Annotated in this window: 28 protein-coding genes and 1 pseudogene; 21 read left to right on the forward strand and 8 right to left on the reverse strand. The window is 70.5% G+C overall.

Annotated elements, in window-relative coordinates; genetic code table 11:
- Window positions 1-161 precede the first annotated feature (161 nt).
- A complete protein-coding gene (locus QCN29_RS13170) occupies window positions 162-722 on the forward strand; it encodes an HD domain-containing protein (RefSeq protein WP_279928046.1) in 561 nt (186 codons plus the stop codon).
- Here QCN29_RS13170 and QCN29_RS13175 read toward each other — a convergent pair.
- Together QCN29_RS13175 and QCN29_RS13180 are read right to left on the reverse strand one after the other, a co-directional pair.
- Window positions 710-1,180: an NUDIX hydrolase gene (locus tag QCN29_RS13175; protein ID WP_279928047.1), complete on the reverse strand. Its 471-nt coding sequence runs from the start codon at window positions 1,178-1,180 to the stop codon at window positions 710-712. The genes QCN29_RS13170 and QCN29_RS13175 overlap by 13 nt on opposite strands.
- Window positions 1,181-1,214: 34 nt before the next feature.
- Window positions 1,215-1,946: an XRE family transcriptional regulator gene (locus QCN29_RS13180; RefSeq protein WP_279928048.1), complete on the reverse strand. Its 732-nt coding sequence runs from the start codon at window positions 1,944-1,946 to the stop codon at window positions 1,215-1,217.
- A 162-nt stretch (window positions 1,947-2,108) separates the two neighbouring features.
- Here QCN29_RS13180 and QCN29_RS13185 point away from each other — a divergent pair, with 162 nt between their 5' ends.
- The 14 genes from QCN29_RS13185 to QCN29_RS13250 all read left to right on the forward strand — a co-directional run bounded on the left by QCN29_RS13185 (window position 2,109) and on the right by QCN29_RS13250 (window position 9,621).
- Window positions 2,109-2,465: an SCO3933 family regulatory protein gene (locus QCN29_RS13185; protein ID WP_279928050.1), complete on the forward strand. Its 357-nt coding sequence runs from the start codon at window positions 2,109-2,111 to the stop codon at window positions 2,463-2,465.
- Window position 2,466: 1 nt separating this feature from the next.
- Window positions 2,467-3,831: an FtsK/SpoIIIE domain-containing protein gene (locus QCN29_RS13190; RefSeq protein WP_279928051.1), complete on the forward strand. Its 1,365-nt coding sequence runs from the start codon at window positions 2,467-2,469 to the stop codon at window positions 3,829-3,831.
- 86 nt (window positions 3,832-3,917) lie between these two features.
- Window positions 3,918-4,166, forward strand: a complete 249-nt coding sequence (locus QCN29_RS13195; RefSeq protein WP_279928052.1) for a hypothetical protein — start codon at window positions 3,918-3,920, stop codon at window positions 4,164-4,166.
- Window positions 4,167-4,171: 5 nt separating this feature from the next.
- Window positions 4,172-4,342, forward strand: coding sequence for a hypothetical protein (locus tag QCN29_RS13200; RefSeq protein WP_279928053.1), 171 nt, complete (start codon window positions 4,172-4,174; stop codon window positions 4,340-4,342).
- A gap of 85 nt (window positions 4,343-4,427) precedes the next feature.
- On the forward strand, window positions 4,428-5,033 hold the full coding sequence (locus QCN29_RS13205) for a DUF2637 domain-containing protein (protein ID WP_279928054.1): 606 nt from the start codon (window positions 4,428-4,430) through the stop codon (window positions 5,031-5,033).
- Window positions 5,034-5,053: 20 nt separating this feature from the next.
- Complete coding sequence (locus QCN29_RS13210) at window positions 5,054-5,245, forward strand: mobile element transfer protein (protein WP_279928055.1); 192 nt, start codon at window positions 5,054-5,056, stop codon at window positions 5,243-5,245.
- Between the two features lie 12 nt (window positions 5,246-5,257).
- The gene (locus QCN29_RS13215) at window positions 5,258-5,419 is read left to right on the forward strand and encodes a hypothetical protein (protein WP_279928056.1); all 162 of its coding nucleotides are present in this window, start codon (window positions 5,258-5,260) and stop codon (window positions 5,417-5,419) included.
- A 13-nt stretch (window positions 5,420-5,432) separates the two neighbouring features.
- The gene (locus QCN29_RS13220) at window positions 5,433-5,771 is read left to right on the forward strand and encodes a SpdD-like protein (protein WP_279928058.1); all 339 of its coding nucleotides are present in this window, start codon (window positions 5,433-5,435) and stop codon (window positions 5,769-5,771) included.
- A gap of 93 nt (window positions 5,772-5,864) precedes the next feature.
- On the forward strand, window positions 5,865-6,044 hold the full coding sequence (locus QCN29_RS13225; RefSeq protein ID WP_279928059.1) for a hypothetical protein: 180 nt from the start codon (window positions 5,865-5,867) through the stop codon (window positions 6,042-6,044).
- 5 nt (window positions 6,045-6,049) lie between these two features.
- The gene (locus QCN29_RS13230; protein ID WP_279928060.1) at window positions 6,050-6,220 is read left to right on the forward strand and encodes a hypothetical protein; all 171 of its coding nucleotides are present in this window, start codon (window positions 6,050-6,052) and stop codon (window positions 6,218-6,220) included.
- Complete coding sequence (gene repSA, locus QCN29_RS13235; RefSeq protein ID WP_279928062.1) at window positions 6,217-7,593, forward strand: replication initiator protein RepSA; 1,377 nt, start codon at window positions 6,217-6,219, stop codon at window positions 7,591-7,593. The genes QCN29_RS13230 and repSA overlap by 4 nt, the downstream gene beginning before the upstream one ends.
- Window positions 7,587-7,796 (forward strand): helix-turn-helix transcriptional regulator, encoded by a 210-nt coding sequence (locus QCN29_RS13240; protein ID WP_279928063.1) that lies wholly within the window; start codon window positions 7,587-7,589, stop codon window positions 7,794-7,796. The genes repSA and QCN29_RS13240 overlap by 7 nt, the downstream gene beginning before the upstream one ends.
- Window positions 7,796-9,019 carry a tyrosine-type recombinase/integrase gene (locus QCN29_RS13245; protein WP_279928064.1) on the forward strand — a complete coding sequence of 408 codons (1,224 nt, stop codon included), beginning with the start codon at window positions 7,796-7,798 and terminating at the stop codon, window positions 9,017-9,019. The genes QCN29_RS13240 and QCN29_RS13245 overlap by 1 nt, the downstream gene beginning before the upstream one ends.
- 401 nt (window positions 9,020-9,420) lie before the next feature.
- On the forward strand, window positions 9,421-9,621 hold the full coding sequence (locus QCN29_RS13250; protein WP_279928065.1) for a hypothetical protein: 201 nt from the start codon (window positions 9,421-9,423) through the stop codon (window positions 9,619-9,621).
- Between the two features lie 80 nt (window positions 9,622-9,701).
- On the opposite strand, the gene QCN29_RS13255 is transcribed toward QCN29_RS13250, so the two are convergent.
- Window positions 9,702-10,463 (reverse strand): phosphoglyceromutase, encoded by a 762-nt coding sequence (locus QCN29_RS13255; RefSeq protein ID WP_279928067.1) that lies wholly within the window; start codon window positions 10,461-10,463, stop codon window positions 9,702-9,704.
- Between the two features lie 113 nt (window positions 10,464-10,576).
- Here QCN29_RS13255 and QCN29_RS13260 point away from each other — a divergent pair, with 113 nt between their 5' ends.
- Window positions 10,577-11,905, forward strand: a complete 1,329-nt coding sequence (locus QCN29_RS13260; RefSeq protein WP_279928068.1) for an MDR family MFS transporter — start codon at window positions 10,577-10,579, stop codon at window positions 11,903-11,905.
- Window positions 11,906-11,908: 3 nt separating this feature from the next.
- Here QCN29_RS13260 and QCN29_RS13265 read toward each other — a convergent pair whose 3' ends face one another.
- Together QCN29_RS13265 and mshA are read right to left on the reverse strand one after the other, a co-directional pair.
- Entirely contained in the window at window positions 11,909-12,445 is a 537-nt protein-coding gene (locus tag QCN29_RS13265) for a type III secretion system chaperone family protein (RefSeq protein WP_279928069.1), read from the reverse strand.
- Window positions 12,446-12,689: 244 nt separating this feature from the next.
- On the reverse strand, window positions 12,690-14,066 hold the full coding sequence (mshA, locus tag QCN29_RS13270) for a D-inositol-3-phosphate glycosyltransferase (RefSeq protein ID WP_279928070.1): 1,377 nt from the start codon (window positions 14,064-14,066) through the stop codon (window positions 12,690-12,692).
- Window positions 14,067-14,260: 194 nt separating this feature from the next.
- On the opposite strand from mshA, the gene QCN29_RS13275 reads away from it, so the two are divergent.
- From QCN29_RS13275 to QCN29_RS13285, 3 genes are all read left to right on the forward strand, one after another.
- Complete coding sequence (locus tag QCN29_RS13275; RefSeq protein WP_279928071.1) at window positions 14,261-15,046, forward strand: class I SAM-dependent methyltransferase; 786 nt, start codon at window positions 14,261-14,263, stop codon at window positions 15,044-15,046.
- A gap of 169 nt (window positions 15,047-15,215) precedes the next feature.
- Complete coding sequence (locus tag QCN29_RS13280; RefSeq protein ID WP_279928072.1) at window positions 15,216-16,358, forward strand: C40 family peptidase; 1,143 nt, start codon at window positions 15,216-15,218, stop codon at window positions 16,356-16,358.
- Window positions 16,359-16,608: 250 nt separating this feature from the next.
- Complete coding sequence (locus tag QCN29_RS13285; RefSeq protein ID WP_279928073.1) at window positions 16,609-17,964, forward strand: PP2C family protein-serine/threonine phosphatase; 1,356 nt, start codon at window positions 16,609-16,611, stop codon at window positions 17,962-17,964.
- A 96-nt stretch (window positions 17,965-18,060) separates the two neighbouring features.
- On the opposite strand, the gene QCN29_RS13290 is transcribed toward QCN29_RS13285, so the two are convergent.
- From QCN29_RS13290 to QCN29_RS13300, 3 genes are all read right to left on the reverse strand, one after another.
- Window positions 18,061-18,399, reverse strand: a complete 339-nt coding sequence (locus tag QCN29_RS13290) for a DUF2516 family protein (RefSeq protein ID WP_240139658.1) — start codon at window positions 18,397-18,399, stop codon at window positions 18,061-18,063.
- A 143-nt stretch (window positions 18,400-18,542) separates the two neighbouring features.
- Window positions 18,543-19,133: a hypothetical protein gene (locus QCN29_RS13295; RefSeq protein ID WP_279928075.1), complete on the reverse strand. Its 591-nt coding sequence runs from the start codon at window positions 19,131-19,133 to the stop codon at window positions 18,543-18,545.
- Window positions 19,134-19,166: 33 nt separating this feature from the next.
- Window positions 19,167-19,589 carry a helix-turn-helix domain-containing protein gene (locus tag QCN29_RS13300; protein WP_240139660.1) on the reverse strand — a complete coding sequence of 141 codons (423 nt, stop codon included), beginning with the start codon at window positions 19,587-19,589 and terminating at the stop codon, window positions 19,167-19,169.
- Between the two features lie 237 nt (window positions 19,590-19,826).
- Here QCN29_RS13300 and QCN29_RS13305 point away from each other — a divergent pair, with 237 nt between their 5' ends.
- On the forward strand, window positions 19,827-20,345 hold the full coding sequence (locus QCN29_RS13305) for a hypothetical protein (protein WP_279928077.1): 519 nt from the start codon (window positions 19,827-19,829) through the stop codon (window positions 20,343-20,345).
- A gap of 218 nt (window positions 20,346-20,563) precedes the next feature.
- Window positions 20,564-21,081 (forward strand): annotated as a pseudogene (locus QCN29_RS13310) (ATP-binding protein).
- Window positions 21,082-21,289 lie beyond the last annotated feature (208 nt).

Below are 21,289 nucleotides of genomic sequence, written 5' to 3' on the forward strand. Positions count from 1 at the left end.
CGGAGACAGGAGCGTCGGGGCCCGGCGCTGGAGCCGGGGCCGCGCGCGGCGAGCGGAGCGAGCCGCCTTGATGAGGTAGAGAAAGTTGGTCCGCACTGCGTGTGTGGATGGGCTCGTGCCGGGCTGTCAGCGGGCTGGTCCACTGGGTTACGGTGCCGTTCATGCCCCCTGCGCTGGACACACCCCATGGAGCGGCGGAGCTCGCCGAGTCGTTGTTGCCGTCCCTCGGGAATCGCTGGCTGCACACGCAAGCCGTCGCCGCTCGCGCTCGCGAGATTGCGCAGGCTCTCCCCGAGGGTGAACGGGATCTGCTCGTGTCCTCTGCCTGGCTGCATGACATCGGCTATGCCCCAGAGCTCCGCGCAACCGGGTTTCACCCGCTCGACGGTGCGCGGCACTTGGCAGCGCTCGGAGCTCCTGACCGGCTCGTACGGCTGGTGGCGCATCACTCTGGCGCGGTGTACGAGGCGGAGCAGCGCGGGCTCACGAAGGAGCTGGCGGAGTTCGAGCGGGAGGACTCCCCCGTGCTGGACGCGCTGATCTGTGCCGATATGACGACCGGGCCCGCCGGGCAGCGCTTCGCGTTTGATCGGCGCATTGACGAGATCTTGGATCGCTACCCGGAAGGGAGCGACGTTCATACCGCGATCAGCAAGGCACGGCCGTACCTCGCCGCCGCCGTCGAGCGGACGTATGCCCGCCTGGGCGGTCAGCCGACGTAGGGTTCCGTCTCGCCTGACAGGCCGTGGTCAATCCGCATCTGCATGGACGGGTGGATGTTCAGCTCGTGCAGCCTGCTCGGGTGCACAAAGGCGACTTCCTTGCTCTCGCTGCTGGTGCGCAGCGTTCCCCCGGTGATCCGCGCCCGGAAGCAGATCGAGAACTGTTGGCGGACCTCACCGTCGTCGTACGCCATGACGTGCGCTGGGTTGGTGTAGAGGCCGACCAGTCCGGTCACCTCGACGTCAAACCCGGTTTCTTCCTTCGTTTCGCGCACCGCAGCGGCCGGGGCCGACTCGCCGACGTCCACGCCGCCGCCGGGCAGTGCCCACAGGTCGTTGTCGGTCTTGTGGATGAGCAGGACTTCCCCGGCCTCATTGAGCGCGACCGCAGTCACGGAAGGGACGATGCTGTTCGCCTTCGGGGCGTTGGGGTCGTTGAAGTAGTCGATGCGGGCCATGCCTCAAGGCTCGCACGCCGGTCTGGCGTTCGGGTTACGCGGGCGTGCCGCGCTCCCAGGCGTAGTCAAAGCTCCGCATGTAGTGCCGGAAGGTGCGGGCGCCGGGGAGGTAGCGGAAGTGCAGGACCGGATTCTGTCCGGCCGGTGCTCCGAGTACGTGCGGGTTGACCAGTACGTCTTCGTCGAATCGGTAGATCGAGTTGTAGAGGATCGTGTCGTGGAGCCGGACCTCTACGCCTGGGTTCCCCATGGCCGGTTCGAGGTAGCGGCGGGTGATCCTGGCCCGTGCGGCAAGGTCGCCGCCGATGCCTTCCTCCTCGCCGCGCTGGCGCACCATCTCGGAGTCCGGGTCGCCGAGCAGGATGCGGACCTGCGCCCCGTCCTTGGCCTTTTGCGTGAGCTGGTCGGGGAGGTCCGGGTGTCCGTCGAAGAGGAACAGGCCCGCGTACACGAGGATCTCGACCTGGCTCGACGCCTTGTCGATCAGCGATGACCAGAGTGACGCCGGGACCGCGCCCCGGTGCGGGTAGTACGTGATGAGCTCTGAGGAGCTGGCGGCCTCGGCCTGCTTCTCGACGGCGGGCCAGAGGTAGACCTCATCGACCCCGAGGAAGCTTGCAGCCTTCCAGCGATGCCCACGATGCGGAGTGCGGTCCCGAGAGATCCAGCGCTCTACGCTCTTGGGGTCCACCCCTACGTGCTGCGCTACGGACTGGATGCTCTCGCCCTTCGCGGAAATCGCGGCGCGCAGACGGTCGTTCGCCATGACGTTCCCTTCCCTGGGGGACGCTGGGACGTTCTGACGATAGCTCAGACGTCCCTAAAGGTCCATACGGACCGTGATGCGTCCACCACATCTGGCGGTCTCCTGGTCTCACTGACGAACGCAGAGTGCGTTCAACTCCCCATAGATTCAGGAGATCAGAGGATGCGTCAGATCCCTGTCGACACCAGTGCCGCGACCGTGATGGTCGCCCAGCCCGCGCAGGCGAAGATGCGCGACAAGAGGAACGGCGTCATCGCCACGGACGCCGAAAGCGGTGCTCCGCTCGTGACCGTGGACGTCCTGTTTGTGATGAACGGGAACGCTGAGGTGATCAGTGTGACCGTGGCCGAGCCGGACGTGTCCGGTGAGCTGACGATGGGCACCCCGGTTGCCCTGACCGGTCTGGTTGCCCGGCCCTGGGAGAACGAGTTCAACGGCCAGAAGCGGCACGGGATCAGCTTCCGCGCCGCCGCCGTGACCTCGCTCGCCGCCGCGCCTGCGAAGCCGAAGGCTGCCTGACATGACGACCGTCCTCGTCGTCGCGCTGCTGGTCGTCGCTGCCGCGCTCATCCTGCGGTGGCGACGTCCGGCCTGGTACTGGCTGGCCTTCGGGGTCGCGCTCGCTGTCCTGCGGGTGTCGGTGCGCTACGCGTCCGTGATGGACGCCTGTGGGCTGACCGTCCCGCCGTCCCGGTTCCGGCTCACGCTGGCTCGGATGGCGGGGCGTCCGGCCCCGGAGTCCCGCGCCCCGCGCGTCCTGCGGATACGGCCGACGCGCACGGGCCTGGTGTTGCGAGTGAAGTTGCGGCCCGGTCAGGATGCCTTCGACTTCGCTGCCTCGTGTGATCGGCTCCGTCACTCGTTCGGGATGTACGCGGTCACGGCCCGTGAGGTCAAGTCTGGCGTGGTGGAGCTGCGTATGACGGGCTACGACGTGCTCAAGCGGGTGCAGATGCCCGCCAAGACCGAGGCGGGGCCGCTGCGGGTGGCGGTTGCGCTGCGCGATGACGGCGCGGTCCTCTACCGCGACTACCGGACTGTGCCGCACGCCTTGAACATCGGGGCCACCCAGTCGGGCAAGTCGGTCTATCAGCGTCGGCTGGTCGCGGAGCTGGCCCGGCAGCCGGTCGCCCTGGCGGGGATCGACTGCAAGCAGGGCATGGAGCTGGGGCCGCTGGCTCGCCGGTTCAGCGCGCTGGCTGAGGACCCTGACAGCGCCGCCGAACTCCTGGATGCCCTGGCCGAACGCATGGCTGGCATCTACCGGCTGATCCGGCGTGAGCAGCAGATCAGCGTGGACATCCCGGACGCCGATATCGCCGCCGACATCTTCGACCTTCCCGAGCATCTGCGGCCCGTGCCGATCGTGCTGCTGATCGATGAAGTCGCTGAACTCGCCCTGTTCACCACGAAGGAAGAGGAGAAACGCCGGGACCGGATCATCACGGCCCTGGTCCGCCTCGCGCAGCTCGGCCGCGCCGCCGGGATCTACGTAGAGGTGTGCGGGCAGCGCTTCGGCTCCGAGCTCGGCAAGGGCATCACGATGCTGCGCGCCCAGCTCACCGGCCGGACCGCGCACCGCGTCAACGACGAGACGAGCGCCAATATGGCCTTCGGCGATATCGCCCCGGACGCCGTCCTCGCCGCGATTCAGATCCCTCGGGAGATGCCCGGCGTCGCCGTGGTCGCCGACTCGATCGGCTGGGCCCGCACCCGGACCCCGTTCACGACGCTCCGGCAGGCCGTCAACGTCTGCAACCGGCACGCCCATCTCACCCCGGACGTGCCCGAACTGGCCCCGTTCCGCCCCGTGCTCACACCCGCCGTCCCGCCAAAGCCGCTCCACGCGCCGGACGCTGTGGCTGTCGAGTCTGCAACAGCCTGAGTCCCTCCGCACTGCTGGTCGGCGCGACCGCTTCGCGCCAGGTCCCTACCCGAGCCATGCCCGATTCCAGAAAGGAGACGCCTGCGATGTCCGCCATCATGTCCTTCTACGGCGACGCCGACACAAGGGTTCACCTGCACGACTACGGAACCAAGCGCGCCCCGATCCTCGCCCTGGACGGCAACGGCTGCTCGCTGAGCGTGTCGGCCTTCGACTGCGTGCCCATCGCCGACCACCTGGCCTTTGCCAAGGCGCTGGCTGCCGCGACGGCTGACTACCTCGCCGCCCTGGAGACCTACGCCGCTGCCCAGTCCGACACCACACAGGCGCGGTGACCGCCGTGACCACGCGGAAGACCACCGCACGTAAGCGCACTCCCAAGTGCGGCGACTGCAACGGCACAGGCGAGATCGCCGAGACCGTGCGCGTCGGCAAGTCCCGCAAGCCCCGCGAGACCGGTGATCAGCAGACGGCCCTGTGCCTGACCTGCTTCGGCACCGGTACCGCCTGACCACCCCGATGTGTGCCACTGGCCGGGCCGTGACCTGGCGTCCTGCCCGGCCGGTGCACCCAATCCTGAAGGAGGTGAAGCGATCGTGAACCGCTCGGTCCGACCGGACGCCGTACTGGTCCAAGCCGTGATCGCCGGAGCGCTGTCCTTCGCCCACCTGCACGACCTCGCCGAAGCAGCCGGACAAGACGGCTGGAAGGCGTGGGCCTACCCGGTCAGCGTCGATCTGCTGCTGGTCGTCTCCTGGCGGCGGCTGCGCAGCGGGCAGGCTCCGGCACTCGCCTGGTCGTGGTTCCTGGTCGCGCTCGCCGCCTCGCTCGGGGCGAACGTTGCGACCGCCGGGTTCCTCGACCTCGACCAGCCTCCCGCCTGGCTGCGGTTCCTCGTCGCCGGATGGCCCGCGCTCGCCTTCCTCGGCGGCACGCTGCTCGCGCATGCCCCGGCCGCCGTCGACCGGGGGCCGGTTCCGCCGGCACCCGCACCGGCTGAGCCAGACGCCATGACCGCACCTGATGCGTCGCCCGCACTGCCCGAGGCTCCGACCGTCCCGGCCGCGCTCGTGACCCACGCGCGCAAGGTCGCGGCCGAGCACCAGGCCCGTACGGGCAGCCCGATCGACACCGACACCCTGCGCGCCCGCCTCGGCGTGCCCGCGCCGATGGCCGACGCGATCGCCGCGCAACTCGCCTGATCAGACAAGGAGATCCGACCATGCCCGCTCGCGACTTCTTCCACTCCGTCATGCGGATCGGACCGGTGCAGCTCGGAACGCACCGCAACCGCCACGGCCACACCAAGCACGCCGCGGTGTGCACCAACGACCGCTGCGGCTGGTCCGCCGACTACTCCAGCCAGTCCGCCGCCCAGCTCGCCGCCCGCACACACCGCTGCAAGGTCCGCTGAGGAGACAACGCCATGAATGTCCCGCTCTGGCTCGCCCTCGCCGCCGTCGGCGCACTCGCCGTCAAGCACTACCGCCCGCCGTGGTGGCTAGTCGCCCTGCTCCTCCTGGGCGGCTACCTCCTCGCGGACAGCCTGTTCGCCCCGTTCATCGACGACGCCATCACCGATCGCTGAAGGGAGAACCCTGATGCTGCGCCCGAAGATCCCCGCCAACCCGCTGCCGACCGGCATCGTGCCGCGCATCGTCGAGCCGACCGCCGTCGAACAGCACTCCAGCCCGCTGCCCGCGCCGTGCGCCTGCCAGCAACACACACCGGCCGCCGCCCCGCCCGCTCCGGCGTCGGGCCCGACCCTCCGGCTCACTCCGACCGGCCTCCTAATCGTGGTCGGCGGCGCTGCCGCGGTCGTGCTCGTCGTCGGCGCGGTCCTGGTCTCGCTCCTGCTCGCAGTCGCCATCACCGCCGTGTCCGTGGCGGTCTGCGCCGACGCCGTGCGCTCCACCGTCAACGGCCCCCGCCGTCGCTGACCGGCCCTCCGGGCGGCCCTGAAACCGCCAAGTCTCCGCCGCCCGGACGGCCCAAGCCCCTACCCGATCCAACAACCGGAAGGAACCACCATCATGCCCGAGCACACCCCGCCCGCGCGCCGCTGCCCCGCCTGCGACGGCTTCTCCGCCGTCGCCATCACCATCGGCGGCCGTGACCGGCGTGACCACCTCCGCACCATTGCCGTGCGCTGCCCGGCTTGCCGAGGCACCGGCATCACCACCTGCCCGGTACTCGCACAGGCAGGGAGGTGACCGTCGTGGCTCTCCTCGACTGGCGATCACCCGAGCACTTCGACCACACCGGCGACCAGCCCTGCGTGATCTGCACCAAGCCCACCCCCCTCCGCTCTGACAGGGGCAAACCCGTCCACAAAGTCTGCGCGGAGGAATGGATCGACTCCCACACCGCGAAGGAGGACGACGAGTGACCGCCACCCTGGCGGCCCTGGACCCGACCACTCTCGCCGACACGCTGAGGGTGGCCGGGTCTCCCGGCTTCGACCGCTGGCAGGACCAGATCCGCCGCACCGGAGGATGCGCCGACCCAATCCACCTGACCGGCTGGACGCTGGCCAAGGACAAGACGACCGGCGAGACGCTGCACCGCTACTCGACGGCCTCCGAGCCTGGCGGGCGGCTCCGCATCGCCTGCGGCAACCGCCGCGCCTCGCGCTGCCCCTCCTGCGCCTGGACGTACGCGGGCGACACCTACCACCTCATACGCGCAGGGCTGGCCGGGGACGACCGCCATGACATCCCGACCACCGTGCGGGAGCACCCCCGGGTGTTCGCGACATTCACCGCTCCGTCGTTCGGCCCGGTCCACAACCGGCCCGACTCCGGGTGCTGCCGCTGCGGTGCCCACCACGCCGCCGACGATCCGGCCCTCGGCGCGGCGCTCGACCCGAGCACGTACGACTACGTGGGCACTGTGCTGTTCAACAACCACGCCGGGGATCTCTGGCGGCGCTTTGCCAACCGGCTGCGCCGTGAGATCGCCGCCCGCGCAGGACTGACACAGCGGGAACTCGCCGACCGCCTGCGGCTGTCGTACGGCAAGGTCGCGGAGTTCCAGAAGCGCGGGGCGATCCACTTCCACGCCGTCGTCCGGCTGGACGGCCCGGACGGTCCCGACAGCCCCCCGCCGTCCTGGGCGACCACGGGGCTCCTGGCCGACTCCATCCGCGCCGCCGCCCACCACCCGTACAGCTCGGTCGCCGTGCCCGCCGTGGACGACGAGCCCCGTCGAGTTCTCCGCTGGGGTCGTCAGCTCGACATCCGTCCCATACGGGCCTTTGGCGGCGGCTCGGAGATCACGGAGCAGGCGGTTGCCGCCTACGTTGCGAAGTACGCGACCAAGGCAGCAGAGAGTACGGGCACCCTGGACCGGCGGATCGTCGAGCTGGCCGACCTCGACCGTAACGGCGTCCCCGACCATGCCCGTCGCCTGATCGAAGCCTGCAAGGCACTCGATCCGCTGTATCCCGAGCGGCGGCTCTGGGCCTGGGCGCACATGCTCGGCTTCCGCGGCCACTTCTCGTCCAAGTCACGCCGGTACTCAACGACCCTGACCACGCTGCGCCAGGTCCGGGCCGACTTCCGCGCCGCGCAAGAACGCGAAGCGCTCGGCCTCGACGACATCGAGCCGGACACGGTTCTCGTCCTCGCCGACTGGCGGTACGCCGGACACGGCCACACCCCCGGCGAATCCGCCCTCGCTGCATCCATCGCACGGGAACTTCAGCTCAACCGCGAGACAGCTCGCGAGGCTCTCGCCTCTCTGGACGACGGGGGGTGGTGACCGTGGCGCGTACTCTCCCCGACCGCTACCTGACGCCCGACGACCTGGTGGAGCTGTTCGAGCTGCCCAGTGTGGAGACGGTCTACCAGTGGCGGCGCAAGCGCATCGGCCCCCGCGGCTTCCGGGTCGGCCGACATCTTCGCTACGACCCCGAAGACGTGCGCGCCTGGGTGAGCTCCCTGGTGGATGGGGCGGCGGCCTGATGGCGGGACACATCCAAGATCGGTGGTACCGGACGGAGACGGCCCCGAACGGAAAGCCTCGCAAGATCAAGACCGACCGCTACGGCACGGGCATGCGCTACCGCGCCCGGTACGTCGGTCCGGACGGCACGGAGAAGTCCAAGAGCTTCCCCGACCGACAGAAACGCCTCGCTGATCAGTGGCTTTCCCACATCGAGGCGGACATGGCGCGGGGCCAGTACATCGACCCTCGCGCCGCCCGGATCACCTTCCAGCAGTACGCGGAGAAGTGGGTGACGCATGCGCCCGACCCGAACACTCAGGCGTCGATGGAATCACAGCTCCGGCTCCATGCCTTCCCCTACCTGGGGTCTCGTCCGCTCGGATCGTTCCAGCCCGCGCACATCCGCGACTGGGTGCAGAAGCTCAAGGAGAACGGCGTCTACGGCTCGTACGCGCGCACGATCTACTCCAATGTGCGCGCCGCCCTCAGCGCGGCCGTGGACGACGGCCACCTTCCTCGGAACCCCTGCGCCGCCCGCTCCGTCCGGCCGCCGACCGTGGACACCAAGCTCATCGTCCCCTGGATGCCGGAACGAGTCTTCGCCGTGCGGGCCGCGCTGCCGGAGCGGTACCAAACCATGGTCGATCTGGGCGGCGGCTGCGGCCTCCGTCAGGGCGAGATCCTCGGCGTCGCCGAGGATGCGCTCGACTTCGACGCCGACACCTTGCACGTGGTGCAGCAGCTCAAGCTCAGCCGGAGCAGGCCCGTGTTCGCCCCGCCCAAGGGCGGCAAGCTCCGGGACGTCCCGCTGCCCGGCCCGGTCGCCGACGCGCTGCGGGTGCACATGAGGCGCTTCCCGCCGGTTGAGATCACGCTGCCCTGGAAGACGGCGGACGGTCCGGCCGTGACCAAGAAGCTGATCTTCACCGCCCCGATGGGCGGCATCGTCTGGCGGACGTCCTTCAACGACGACGCCTGGAAACCCGCCCTCGCCGCGGCCGGGGTGATCCCGGTCCCCGCGCGCGGCCAGTCCTACGCCGCGTCTCGCGAGAACGGCATGCACGCGCTGCGCCACTTCTACGCCTCGGTGCTCTTGGATGCCGGGGAGAACGTCAAGGCGTTGGCCGAGTACCTCGGACACTCGGACCCCGGCCTGACGCTGCGCGTGTACGCGCACCTGATGCCGTCCAGCCAACAGCGGACCCGCAAGGCCATCGCTGCAACTTTCTCCGCCAGATGAAAATTCTGATCCGCTTCACGCGAAACCCAAAGTCGTTTCGACTTAAATTTTCACGTGAAACTTCAGGACTAGATTCCCCGTTTAAAGTTTCACGTGAAACACCAGAGTGAGTTCTCAAACACATCTGAAACCAACGCCGATCCGCAGGTCACGGCAGGCACTGCCCCACGATACCGCCAGCAGCGGACGCTCATGGCGCGGAATCAAGCCCCACGGAAGGAGACGCCGTTCGCCGGATGCTGAAAGTAGCGCACCACTGGCGACTAACGTCTTTAGCTGCGGGTTTGTAGGGTCGGCCGAAGTGGCTATAAGGTCAAGTCGCCGAAAGGGAAAAGCCGCCCGGTCAGGGGCGGCTTCTCGACTCCATCGGCACATTCATCACCCATGTCACTGGAGACCTCATGACCCGCATGGAGAATTCCATGGTGCCACGGCGCGTCCTCTGCATCGAGCTGGCCCCCCGCGATCTGCCGACCGCGATCACGAGCTCAGCGGGCGCAGCGCTCGCCTTCTGGGCCAACGCCCCCTGGGAGATCGTCATCCCCGTGGCCCTGTTGATCGTCTTGGACATCCGCGTCCGCCATCGACTTCGGCGCACCTGACGGCCCAGCGACGGCCCCAGAGCACAACAAAGCCCCCTGCCCGCGGCGGACCCGCAGGCAGGGGGCTTGATCAGTGCGTGTTACTTCTTCTTGCCCTGGTTCTTGACGGCCTCGATGGCTGCGGCCGCCGCCTCGGGGTCGAGGTAGGCGCCGCCGGGGGTGACCGGGTTGAAGTCGGCGTCGAGGTCGTAGACCAGCGGGATGCCCGTGGGGATGTTCAGACCCGCGATGTCGGCGTCGGAGACGCCGTCCAGGTGCTTGACCAGGCCGCGCAGGCTGTTGCCGTGGGCGGCGATCAGGACCGTGCGGCCGGTGAGGAGGTCGGGCACGATGCCGTCGTACCAGTACGGCAGCATGCGCTCCACGACGTCCTTGAGGCACTCGGTGCGGGGGCGCAGCTCGTTCGGGATGGTGGCGTAGCGGGGGTCGCGGGCCTGGGAGAACTCGCTGTCGTCGGCGAGCGGCGGCGGCGGGGTGTCGTACGAGCGGCGCCACAGCATGAACTGCTCCTCGCCGAACTCCGCCAGGGTCTGCGCCTTGTCCTTGCCCTGCAGCGCGCCGTAGTGGCGCTCGTTCAGCCGCCAGGTGCGGTGGACGGGGATCCAGTGGCGGTCGGCGGCCTCCAGGGCGAGCTGCGCGGTGCGGATGGCGCGCTTCTGGAGGGAGGTGTGCAGTACGTCGGGGAGCAGGCCGGCGTCCTTGAGCAGCTCACCGCCGCGGACTGCCTCCTTCTCGCCCTTCTCGGTGAGGTTGACGTCCACCCAGCCGGTGAACAGGTTCTTGGCGTTCCATTCGCTCTCGCCGTGGCGGAGGAGGATCAGCTTGTACGGTGCGTCGGCCATGCGTACGAGACTAATGGACGCCCGAGCGGGGGCGGGGGCCGGCTAATTCGGTGGCCGTCCGAGGGCCTGGGATGTAATTTCCGGCTGCCAGACCAGCCACTTACGGGGGACCCATGACCTCTGCCTCGCTCAGCCGCGCCCTGCGCGGAACCGTCTCAGGGCTGCCCGGCGGTTTCTGGTGGCTGTGGGCCTCGACGCTGGTCAACAGGGTCGGGGCCTTCGTGTTGACGTTCATGTCGCTCTTCCTGACCCAGGAGCTCGGCTACTCGGGGTGGTACGCGGGCATCGTCGTCGCGCTGCACGGGCTGGGCGGCATCGCCGGAGCTCCGCTGGGCGGGATGCTCAGCGATCGGTGGGGGCGGCGGCCCACCATGATCGTCGCGCATCTGGCGGCAGCGGCGTGCGCCGCGGCGCTCGTGGTGGTGACCAGCGCGTGGGGGATCGCCGCCGTGGTGCTGCTGATGGGTGTGGCGATGCAGGCGGTGCGGCCCGCGATCAGCGCGGCGATCGCCGACCTGGTGCCGGAGAGCGATCAGCGGCGGGCGTACGCGCTGAACTACTGGGCGCTCAACCTCGGCTTCGCCATCGCCGCGCTCGGCGGCGGCGCGGCGGTGTTCCTCGGCTACCGGGCGCTCTTCGTCGCCGACGCGGTGGCCACCGTGCTGTGCGCGCTGATCGTCTTTCTGCGGCTGCCAGAGACCCGGCCCGCGGCCGCCGGCGGCAAAGACGGCGACACCGACGAGGCGGCGGAGGGGCACAGGGACCGGGTCACCGCCCTGGACGTGCTGCGGGACGCGCCGTTCCGCACTCTGGTCCTGCTCAATCTGCTGGTCTGCACGGTCTTCATGGCCCCCTGGGTGGGCCTGCCGCTGACCATGGCGGCGCAGGATCTGTCGGGCTCGTACGGTGCGGTCATCGCGGTCAACGGCGTGGTGATCGTCGCTTTGCAGCTGCTGGTCACCACGGTCATCGGGAAGCGGTCGCCGGCCGCGCTGCTGACCGTGTCCTCCCTGCTCTTCGCCGCCGGGACGGGCGCGACCGCGCTCGCCGGGACTCCCCTGGCGTTCGGGGCGACCGTGGTCGTGTGGACCATCGGCGAGATGGTGCATGTGCCGACCAACGCCGCCGCGACGGCCCGGCTCGCCCCGGAGCACGCACGCGGCCGCTACCAGGGCGTGATGGGCATGTCCTGGGCGGTGGCGGGCACCGTCGCCCCGGTGCTGGCCGGCTGGATCGTCGACGGGCCCGGGCCGGGCGTGCTGTGGCTGGGCTGCGCCGTGGTCGGCTGTGCTGCGGCGGCCGGATACGCGCTGCTCCTGCGCCGTGCTCTGGCCGAGGACGGGGGCACGCAGGGGGACGGGGACGGGAACGGGGACAAGGGCGGCGGTCAGACGCCGTCGGCGACCGCGCCCGCCGTCGAGCGGGCGGCCGACGGCGCCTGAGCGTCAGGAGTCCTTGCCCGACGGCTGCGTCAGACGGGTGAACGCCTCAAGGTTGCGCGTGGACTCCCCGCGCGAGACCCGCCACTCGTACTCCCGCTTGATCGCACTGGCGAAGCCCAGCTCCAGCAGGGTGTTGAACGATCCGTCGGCCGCCTCGAGCACCGTGCCCAGCAGCCGGTCCAGCTCCTCGGAGGACACCACCGACAGCGGCAGCCTGCCGACGAGGTAGATGTCGCCGAGCCGGTCGATCGCGTAACTCAGCCCGTACAGCTTGAGGTTGCGCTCCAGCAGCCAGCGGTGCACCGCAGCGTCGTTCTCGTCGGGATGGCGGATGACAAAGGCGTTGACGGAGAGGGAGTGGTTGCCGATGAGGAGGGAGCAGGTGGTGGACAGCTTGCGGGTGCCGGGGAGTTTGACGACGTACGAGCCTGGTTCCGGACGCTCCCATTCCAGGTCGGCGTCGTCAAGTGTCCGCTCGACGATCTGCGCGATGCCGTTGTTCCGTGCGTCCGGGTTCCGTGCGTCTGGTGCCTCAGCCATGGGCTGAGCGTACGTCAGCAGTGCCCGCCCAGCGGGATCAGACGTGGCGGAACGGACGTGGCGGAGTCAGATGCGGCGGAGCCGGACGCGGCGAGGTCGGACGTGGCGGATCGGACGTGCCGAGGTCGGACGCGGCGGAACGAACGTTGGCTAGATCGGACGTGCCGAGGTCGGACGCGGCGGAACGGACGTGGCTAGGTCGGACGCGGTCGAGCCGGACGCGGTCGAGCCGGACGCGGCGGGGTCAGACGTGGCGGAGCCGGTGGCGGCGGTGATGGTGGTGCCCGCCGCGCTGGCCGTGCCGCTGGGCGTGGTCGTACATGGCGGCCGTGTAGACGTCCGCCGTCGTCGACGCGGCCGTGTCCCAGCCGAAGGAGCGGGCGTGGCGGGCGGCCGCCTCGCCCATCGCGGCGGAGCGTCCGGGGGCGGCCAGCAGGCCGGACAGCGCGTCCGCGTAGTCGGCCGGGTCGTGGCCGGGCACGAGGACGCCGGTCAGCCCGTCGCGGACGGCCACCGGCAGCCCGCCGACCTCGGCCGCCACCACCGGGGTCCCGCAGGCCTGCGCCTCGATCGCCACCAGGCCGAAGGACTCGCTGTAGGAGGGCATCACCAGGACGGACGCGGCCCGGAACCAGTCGGCCAGCCGGTCCTGACCCACCGGCGGCTGGAAGTGGACGAGGTCGGCGATGCCGAGCCGGGCGGCCAGCTTCTGCAGGCCCTCCGGCTTGGCGAGACCGCTGCCGCTCGGCCCGCCGACGACCGGCACGAGCAGACGGGAGCGCAGCGACGGGTCGCGTTCCAGGAGCAGCGCGGCCGCGTGCAGCAGGACGTCCGGGGCCTTCAGCGGCTGTATGCGGCCGGCGAAGAGCGGGATGAAGGCGTCCTGCGGCAGGCCGAGGCGGGCACGGGCGGCCGCGCGGCCGTCGGCCGGACAGAAGCGTTCCAGGTTCACGCCGGGGTGGACGACGGCGACCTTGGCGGGATCGGCGTCGTAGTGGCGCACCAGTTCGTCGGCCTCCTCCGCGGTGTTCGCGATCAGCCGGTCGGCCGCGCGCACGATCTGCGTCTCGCCGATCACGCGGGCGGCCGGCTCGGGAGTGTCGCCCTCGGCCAGCGACGCGTTCTTGACCTTGGCCATGGTGTGCATGGCGTGCACGAGCGGGACGCCCCAGCGCTCGGCGGCCAGCCAGCCGACATGGCCGGAGAGCCAGTAGTGCGAGTGGACCAGGTCGTAGTAGCCGGGGCGGTGGCCGGCCCAGGCCTGCATGACGCCGTGGGTGAAGGCGCACAGCTGGGCGGGCAGCTCCTCCTTGGCCAGCCCCTCGTACGGGCCCGCGTCCACATGGCGTACGAGCACGCCCGGGGCGAGTTCGACGGCCGGCGGCCGCCCGCCGGCGGTCGCGCGGGTGAATATCTCGACCTCGACGCCGACAGCGGCCAGCCGTTTGGCGAGCTCGACGATGTAGACGTTCATGCCGCCCGCGTCGCCCGTGCCCGGCTGGTGCAGGGGCGAGGTGTGGACGCTGAGCATGGCCACACGGCGCGGCCGGCGGTGACCGACGCCGAAGCGGAGGCGCGGGGCCGGGAGGCTGCCGCTGAGGCGGGACACGTACTGGCTCACGTCGTCGGTCCTCCTCGCTTGTGGCGCACGCCGCCGGGCGCGGCCGGGCACGGGGCATCGACTGGCTGCCCCGCACAGCCGCACAACAGCTCCGGCCGCCTCTTCCATTTCCCCCTCGCCTCCACTTTGCCAAAAGATTGCCGAACGGGCGTCCCGTCCTCGGCGCGCCTGCTTGGGCCCGTACTCTCGATGCCATGACGCGCCGCCCCGTAGGCACCGCGACCCGCGGGACGACCAACCCCAACCGGCTCCGCCGCATGGACCGCTGGATCGCCGCAGCGCACGGCGCGGCGCTGCGCCGCGGCGAGGCCCCGCCCGTGGCCGTCGACCTCGGCTACGGGGCGGCCCCCTGGACCGCCGTCGAACTGCTGACGCGGCTGCGCACCGCCGATCCCCGCTGCCGGGTCGTCGGCATCGAGATCGACCCCGAGCGGGTCACCGCCGCACGGCCGTACGAGCGCGAGGGCCTCGACTTCCGGCACGGGGGCTTCGAGGTGCCGGTCGACGGCCCGGTCGCCCTGATCCGCGCGGCGAACGTGCTGCGCCAGTACGACGAGGACGCCGTCGCGGAGGTGTGGGCGCGGCTGTGCGGGCGGCTGACCCCCGGCGGACTGCTCGTGGAGGGCACCTGCGACGAGATCGGGCGGCGGCATGTGTGGGTGGCGCTCGGGCCGGAGGGGCCCCGGACCGTGACGTTCGCCACGCGGCTCGGCTCACTGGAGCACCCCTCGGACCTCGCGGAGCGGCTGCCGAAGGCCCTGATCCACCGCAATGTCCCCGGGGAGCCGGTCCATGCGTTCCTGCGGGACTTCGACCGGGCGTGGGCGGCGGCGGCCCCGTATGCGTCGCTGGGGGCGCGGCAGCGGTGGATCAGCGCCGTACGGCGGTTGGCGGCCGACTGGCCGGTGTGCGACGACCGGCGGCGGTGGCGGCAGGGGGAAGTGACGGTGGCCTGGGAGGCGCTCGCGCCCCGGCTGTGAGCGGCGGGGAACGCGGGGGCGGCGTCGCTCGTCTCGATGGGGGGAGCAGCCGGCGGAGGGAAGTCGTCCGCCGCCGGGTCTGTCGCTTTCGGGCACGCCATGGCACTATCGCGTGGGCCCGATACGTTACTGACGGTAAATCAGATAAGGGTGTCCTGGAGGGGGAGCCGTGAACCGACGCCGCTGCGCCGCCGCCGCGATCCATGTGGTGTGCGCTCTGGCCACGGTGACCGCGCTGAATGTGCTGGCGTCTCCGGGCACGGCGTTCGCGGCGCCGGAGCCGCCCCCCGCCGCCACGGCCCCGCAGGCCCCCGCGCCCCCCGCCGACGACGCCACCGCCGACGCCGACGCCGACGCCGACGCGGGGAAGCCGGGGAAGAAGACGCTCGAAGAGGTGCGTCAGGAGATCGACGCCCTCTACCGCCAGGCCGCCTCCGCGACCGACGCGTACAACCTCGCCGAGGAGCGGGCGGAGAAGCAGTCGGCGGAGATCGTCCGGCTGGCCCGCGAGATCGTCAAGGGCGAGGCCCGGATCAAGGAGCTCAAGGACCGCGCGGGCGCGGCGGCCCGCGCCCAGTACCGCGGCGGCGGGCTGCCCCCCGAGGCACAGTTGGCGCTCAGCGACGATCCGCGGCTGTTCCTGGACGGGGTCGGCAGACTCCAGGAGAGCCAGAAGGCCACCAGGGACCTTCTCTCCGAACTGAACCGGATCCAGGACGACTTGACCGCGTACGCCAAGTCAGCCAGTGACCACTGGACGGAACTCGAAGCCCACCGCGTCAAGCAGGAGAAGGCCAGGAAGGCCATCAACGCCAAGATCGAGGCGGCGAAGAAGCTCGAGGACGAGCTGGAGAAGGAGGAGCTGGAGCGGCTCCTCCAGCTCGAACGCCGGGCACAGTACGAGGCCCAGGCCAAGTGGCTCGACTCCGGCGCACTGAAGGAGATCAACCGCAGCGCGAGCCCCCGGGGCAAGAAGGCGCTGGAGTTCGCCACGGCGCAGATGGGCAAGCCGTACGTGTGGGGGGCCGAGGGGCCGGACTCCTACGACTGCTCGGGACTGACGTCCCAGGCGTGGGCGGCGGCCGGGCGCACCATCCCGCGCACCTCGCAGGAGCAGTGGCGGCTGCTGCCCCGGATCGCCATCGAGGACATGCGCCCCGGCGACTTGATCATCTACCACGCGGACGCCAGCCATGTGGGGATGTACGTGGGCGACGGCGCAATCGTGCACGCCCCGCGGCCGGGCCGCGATGTCACCCTCGCGGGCGCGGGCTCGATGAAGATCCTCGGAGTCGTACGCCCCGACAAATGACCCGTTGAGGTGTGAGGCACTCAACTGGCCCAGTCAGCCACACAGGTGACCTGCGCCACCGACACCGCGTGACGTTCGTCATGGCGGAGGCCGGCGCCGGGGCGGCAACTACTGCCCGATGCTGGGCATATGCCATCGGCGCATAGCGCAGGGCCATTCCCCGCAGGCTCCGGGACCGCTATGGTCCTCGTCCGGTGGGCGCGATTCGCCGCTCCACCGCCCTCGGGGGGAGGGAAGGATTCCAACGCCGATGCCCGTACCCGTACCGCGACAGAGGAAGGTCCCCCTCGCGGAAACCGCCCCAGGCGGCGCCGCCGGCACGCCCTCCCTCGACGACGTCACGGTCCGTGACGGCACGGTCGGCGAGGGTACGGCCGACGGCAGCCCCGTCGGGGGAGCCGGGGAGCTCACCGTGAGCGGCGGCGCTCTCACCCTGCTGGTGATCGAGGACGATCCGGCAGGCGCCTTCACCGTGCCCGAGCTGCTCGACGAGTCCGGCTCGGGCACCCGGGTCCGCATCCGCACCGCCCGCAACCTCACCGAGGCGGAGCGGCTGCTCACCGACGACATCCACTGCGTGCTGGTCGACCTCGCGCTGCCCTCGGGGCGCGTCGGCGAGGAGCCGGACGACCTCGCTCCGCTCCGGCACGTCCTGCGGCTCGCGCCCCGGCACGCGGTGCTGGCGCTGGCCGCGTCCGGCGACGCCGAGCTGGCCGCCCGGGCGGTGCGGGCCGGGGCCCAGGACCACCTCTTCCGCGAGGAGCTCGACGGCCGGCTGCTGAGCCGCGCAATCCGGTACGCCGTGGAGCGCAAACGGGCCGACGCGACCCAGGTGAAGCTGACCGAGTCACGGCTGCGGGCGCAGGAGAACGCCCGCCTGGAGCGCGGCCTGCTGCCCACCCCCCTGCTCCACGGCTCCGAGCTGCACTTCGCGTCCCGGTACCGGCCGGGCCGGTCGCGGGCGCTCCTTGGCGGCGACTTCTACGACACCGTCCGCACCCCGGACGGCACGGTGCACGCCATGATCGGCGACGTCTGCGGGCACGGCCCGGACGAGGCGGCGCTGGGCGTGGAGCTGCGGATCGCCTGGCGGGCGCTGACGCTGGCGGGGCTGTGCGGGGACGAGCTGCTGTCCACGCTCCAGGAGGTGCTGGAGCACGAACGGGAGAGCGAGGAGATCTTCGCGACGCTCTGCACCGTCGACATCGCGCCGGACGGACGGCAGGCCGGGCTGTGCCTGGCGGGCCACCCGTCGCCGCTGATCGCCCGGCCGGGGCGGCGGGCCCGGCTGCTCCCGTACGAGGACGGCGGGCCGGCGCTGGGCCTGCTGCCACGTGCCCGCTGGCCGCGCCGCGCGGTGGAGCTGGGCGACGTCTGGAGCCTGATGATGTACACGGACGGGCTGATAGAGGGCCGCTCGGCGGGCCCGGGCACACCGCGGCTGGGCCAGGACGGCATGGCCGCGATGGTCAACCGGCTGCTGGTCGCGGGGCTCAGGGGCGAGGCGCTGCTGGAGTCCGCGGTCACACAGGTGGGCGAGCTGAACGGCGGGGAGCTGACCGACGATGTGGCGGTGCTGCTGCTGAGCCGGCCCGGCTCCGCGTAAGGCCCCGGGGCCCGGGGGCTGCCGGCCGCCGACTACTCCCGCCGTTCTGCCGCCGCCGGCTTGCGGCCGCCGTGCATCCCTTCTGCCGGCCGCCGACTACCGGCCGCCGTTGTAGGGCCCGTACGGCCCGTCGCTGCTGGAGCCGCGGCGGCCGCGGCCTCCGCCGGAGACCTGCTGGAGGGCGGGACGCACGTCCACGAAGAAGACGATGCTGGCGATCAGCCCGGCGATCGACAGGAAGAGCAGGCCGAGGAACAGGTTCACCGCTACCGCGATGCCGAGAATGACCAGCCAGAACGTCTTGGTCTGCTTGCCGGCGGCGCGGTAGGCGTCCTCGCGGGCGAGCGCCGCCATGATCAGTGCGGTCACCGACGTCACGATGAAGAGCGTATTGACCAGGAACCAGAGCCCGAACTCGAATCCTGCACGCAACATGGACAGCACCGCCTTGTGAGCCGTTCGATTCTTTGTGTAGCGCCTCCCGGCCAAGGTACGCCAACGTACCGGGAGAACGCGCCGGGCACCTCAAAGGTGCCCGGCGCTTCCCGTGCGCAACCGGGGCGCGTGTGCTCCGGGCGTTACTTGGCCGGAGGCGCGGTCTTCTTGGCGGCCGCCTTCCGGGCAGGGGCCTTGCGGGCGGGCGCGACCTTCTTCTCCTCGCCGGCCTCGCCGGCCTCGCCGACGGCGTCCGCCGCCCCGTCCGCCGGCTTGTCCCCCCGCGGCTCGACGGCGACGGCGATCTCGGTGATCTCCTCGGCGACCCCGCCGCGCCAGGTCCTGACGGCCTGCTCGCCGTGCTCGGCCACCTTCTCGTACGTGTCGCGGGCCTTCACGGCGTACTCGGCGGCGAAGCCGACACCGCGCAGCGCCAGGTCCTGGGCGGTCTCCCCGAACTTCCGGAAGTCGGTGTCCATGTTCTCCAGCACCTCGGCGACCTTGGCCTGCACGGTCGCCTGGGTCTCCTTGGCCTGCGCGGTCACCTTCTCCTGCACGGCCTTGGGATCGGTCTTGCGCACCGCCTCGATACGCGCCGGCGCCTCGGTCCGGATCTGCTCGACCAGCCCGGGCAGCTTCAGCGCCTGCTGGTAGGCGAGATCCGCGGTGCCGGCGGCGAAGTAGAGGGGCTTGGGGTCGGTGAAGGTCTTGCGCAGGTCATCGGTGATGGCCATGTCTGTGGTCCTCCCGGATCACGGAGTCAGCGTTTACGTTTCTGCCTTCGGGGGCACCTCGTGGTCGTCCGCCTCCGCGGCGACGTCCGGCGCTGCGTCCTGCTCCGCGCCGAAGCCGTTCTCCTTGCGGAACGAGTCGTAGATCTGCAGCAGCACCTGCTTCTGCCGCTCGTTGATCGAGGGATCGGCCAGAATGACGGCCCGCGTCTCCAGCTCCTCGCGCTCCCGCTCGTCGAGAATCCCGGCCCGCACGTACAGCGTCTCCGCGGAGATCCGCAGGGCCTTGGCGACCTGCTGCAACACCTCCGCGCTCGGCTTGCGCAGCCCGCGCTCGATCTGACTCAGATACGGATTGGACACGCCGGCGGCCTCGGCGAGCTGCCGCAACGACAACTGCGCAGTGCGCCGCTGCTCCCGCAGATACTCACCGAGATTGCCGACGTTGAGTGATGCCATGCCTCGATGGTGCCGCCACTTGCTAACTATTGCAAGCACCTGCTTGCAATAGTGTTTCACGCAACAGACGCCCGGCCGTGTGACTTCTAGCGATAGGTGTCACCTTCCAGGGCTTGTTGTCGCTGGTGGCCCCGTTTTAGTTGGCCGGTGTGCGCTCCAGTTGGCCTGAGGAGCGGCCGAAGCGGCCTGGGGGGCTCCGCCTGCCTCGATGTCGTGCCCCGCTTCTATGCTCCTGCGATGACGTCTTACGAAGGAACGCATCCGACCGTTCTCGTCCAGGTGGGTAGCCGCCACGCCCAGATCGACGAACAGCTCGCACCCACGATCCAGGCGATCTGGGAGTGCGGCCTCGACACGTTCACCTGCTGCCAGGACCTGGCAGAGAGCAACGCGGGCTGGCCGGAGAAGCTGCCGCACATGGCGGAGTGGGTGGAGTCCCGCCGCGGCTGGATGCTCATCGACTTCCCGGTCGACGGCGGCCTGGCCTTCCTCTCGGCCGTGGCGAACGCCGGCCCGCGAGATGCCTTCTACGTGCGGATGACTCACTGGGCCGCCCCGGACGCCTGGGAAGTGAAGATCAAGCCGATGGACGCGGCGATGTTCCAGGAGGACCAGCCATCGCACTTCGGCCTGCGCCTCCTCCAGGTGAGCTTCCCCGCCTACGACCTGCCGGAACTGACCCGGCGCCTCCGCGGACACGCCGCAGGCCGTACGGTGCCGCCCGCCGCCGCCGATTGGAGCACCGTCGGCCGCTAGCTTCTGGACCGGTCCCGGTCTGCACTGCAAGCTCCGGCTGAGCACCTACCCGGCCAGACGGGCCAACTACAGCGCTCAGTCACAGGTGGGCGGCATGGAGGTTCGAGATAGGTGTCACCTGATCTTGGTGGTCGACACCACCCCGAGAAGCGCCGAAGCCATACCGGATTTCTGCTGTGCCCGTTCCCGCGGCCCGCACAGCGCTGGCGTGGGCTCCCGTGATCGTATGGCTCAACGGCACCCACGCGCGGGCAAGACGACGACCAGTGCGCTCGTGCAGCAGCTGATCCCGGATTCACGGGTGTTCGACGCCGAGAAGGCCGGTGAGACACTCATGGACATCAAGCCGGGGCTGCCCTGGACAGGCAACTTTCAGGACTGGCCCCCGTGGCGGCCGCTCGTGGTCGAGACCGCCCGGCGCGTACTCGACTACACCGGCGACACTCTGGTGATGCCCATGACCGTCCTGGTCGAGCAGCACTGGCGGGAGATCAGCACAGGCCTCGCCCAACATGGGGCTCCGGTACGGCACTTCGTCCTCCACCCCGACCATGACACTCTCCGTGGGCGCATCGAAGGGGACACCGTTCTCGGCCCCTCCCCGTTCCGGCTCCAATACCTTGAGCCCTACGCCAAGGCGGCCCGCACGTGGCTGCACGGAGAAGCCGAGGTCATCGACACCACGCACCTCACGCCCGCCCAGGCCGCCCGGATCGCGGAGGCCGTCAAGAGTTGAGGCTCGCCCGTCACGCGAAAGGGCGGCCGCGTCGGGCTGGCCTCCGCGATCGTGGTGCGATGCCTGCGACGCAGCCGCACATTCGCCAGACCAATGCTCCGCATCACGCGGGCGTCAAGCCCCCTCTTGGACCCGCCCCGTTCTTGGACCCGCCCCGTTCTTGGACCCGCCCCGTGAGCCCAACAATGGACCAGCGTCCTCGGCTGGC

This window comes from Streptomyces chengmaiensis (genome assembly GCF_029846775.1).
Classification (GTDB): domain Bacteria; phylum Actinomycetota; class Actinomycetes; order Streptomycetales; family Streptomycetaceae; genus Streptomyces; species Streptomyces chengmaiensis.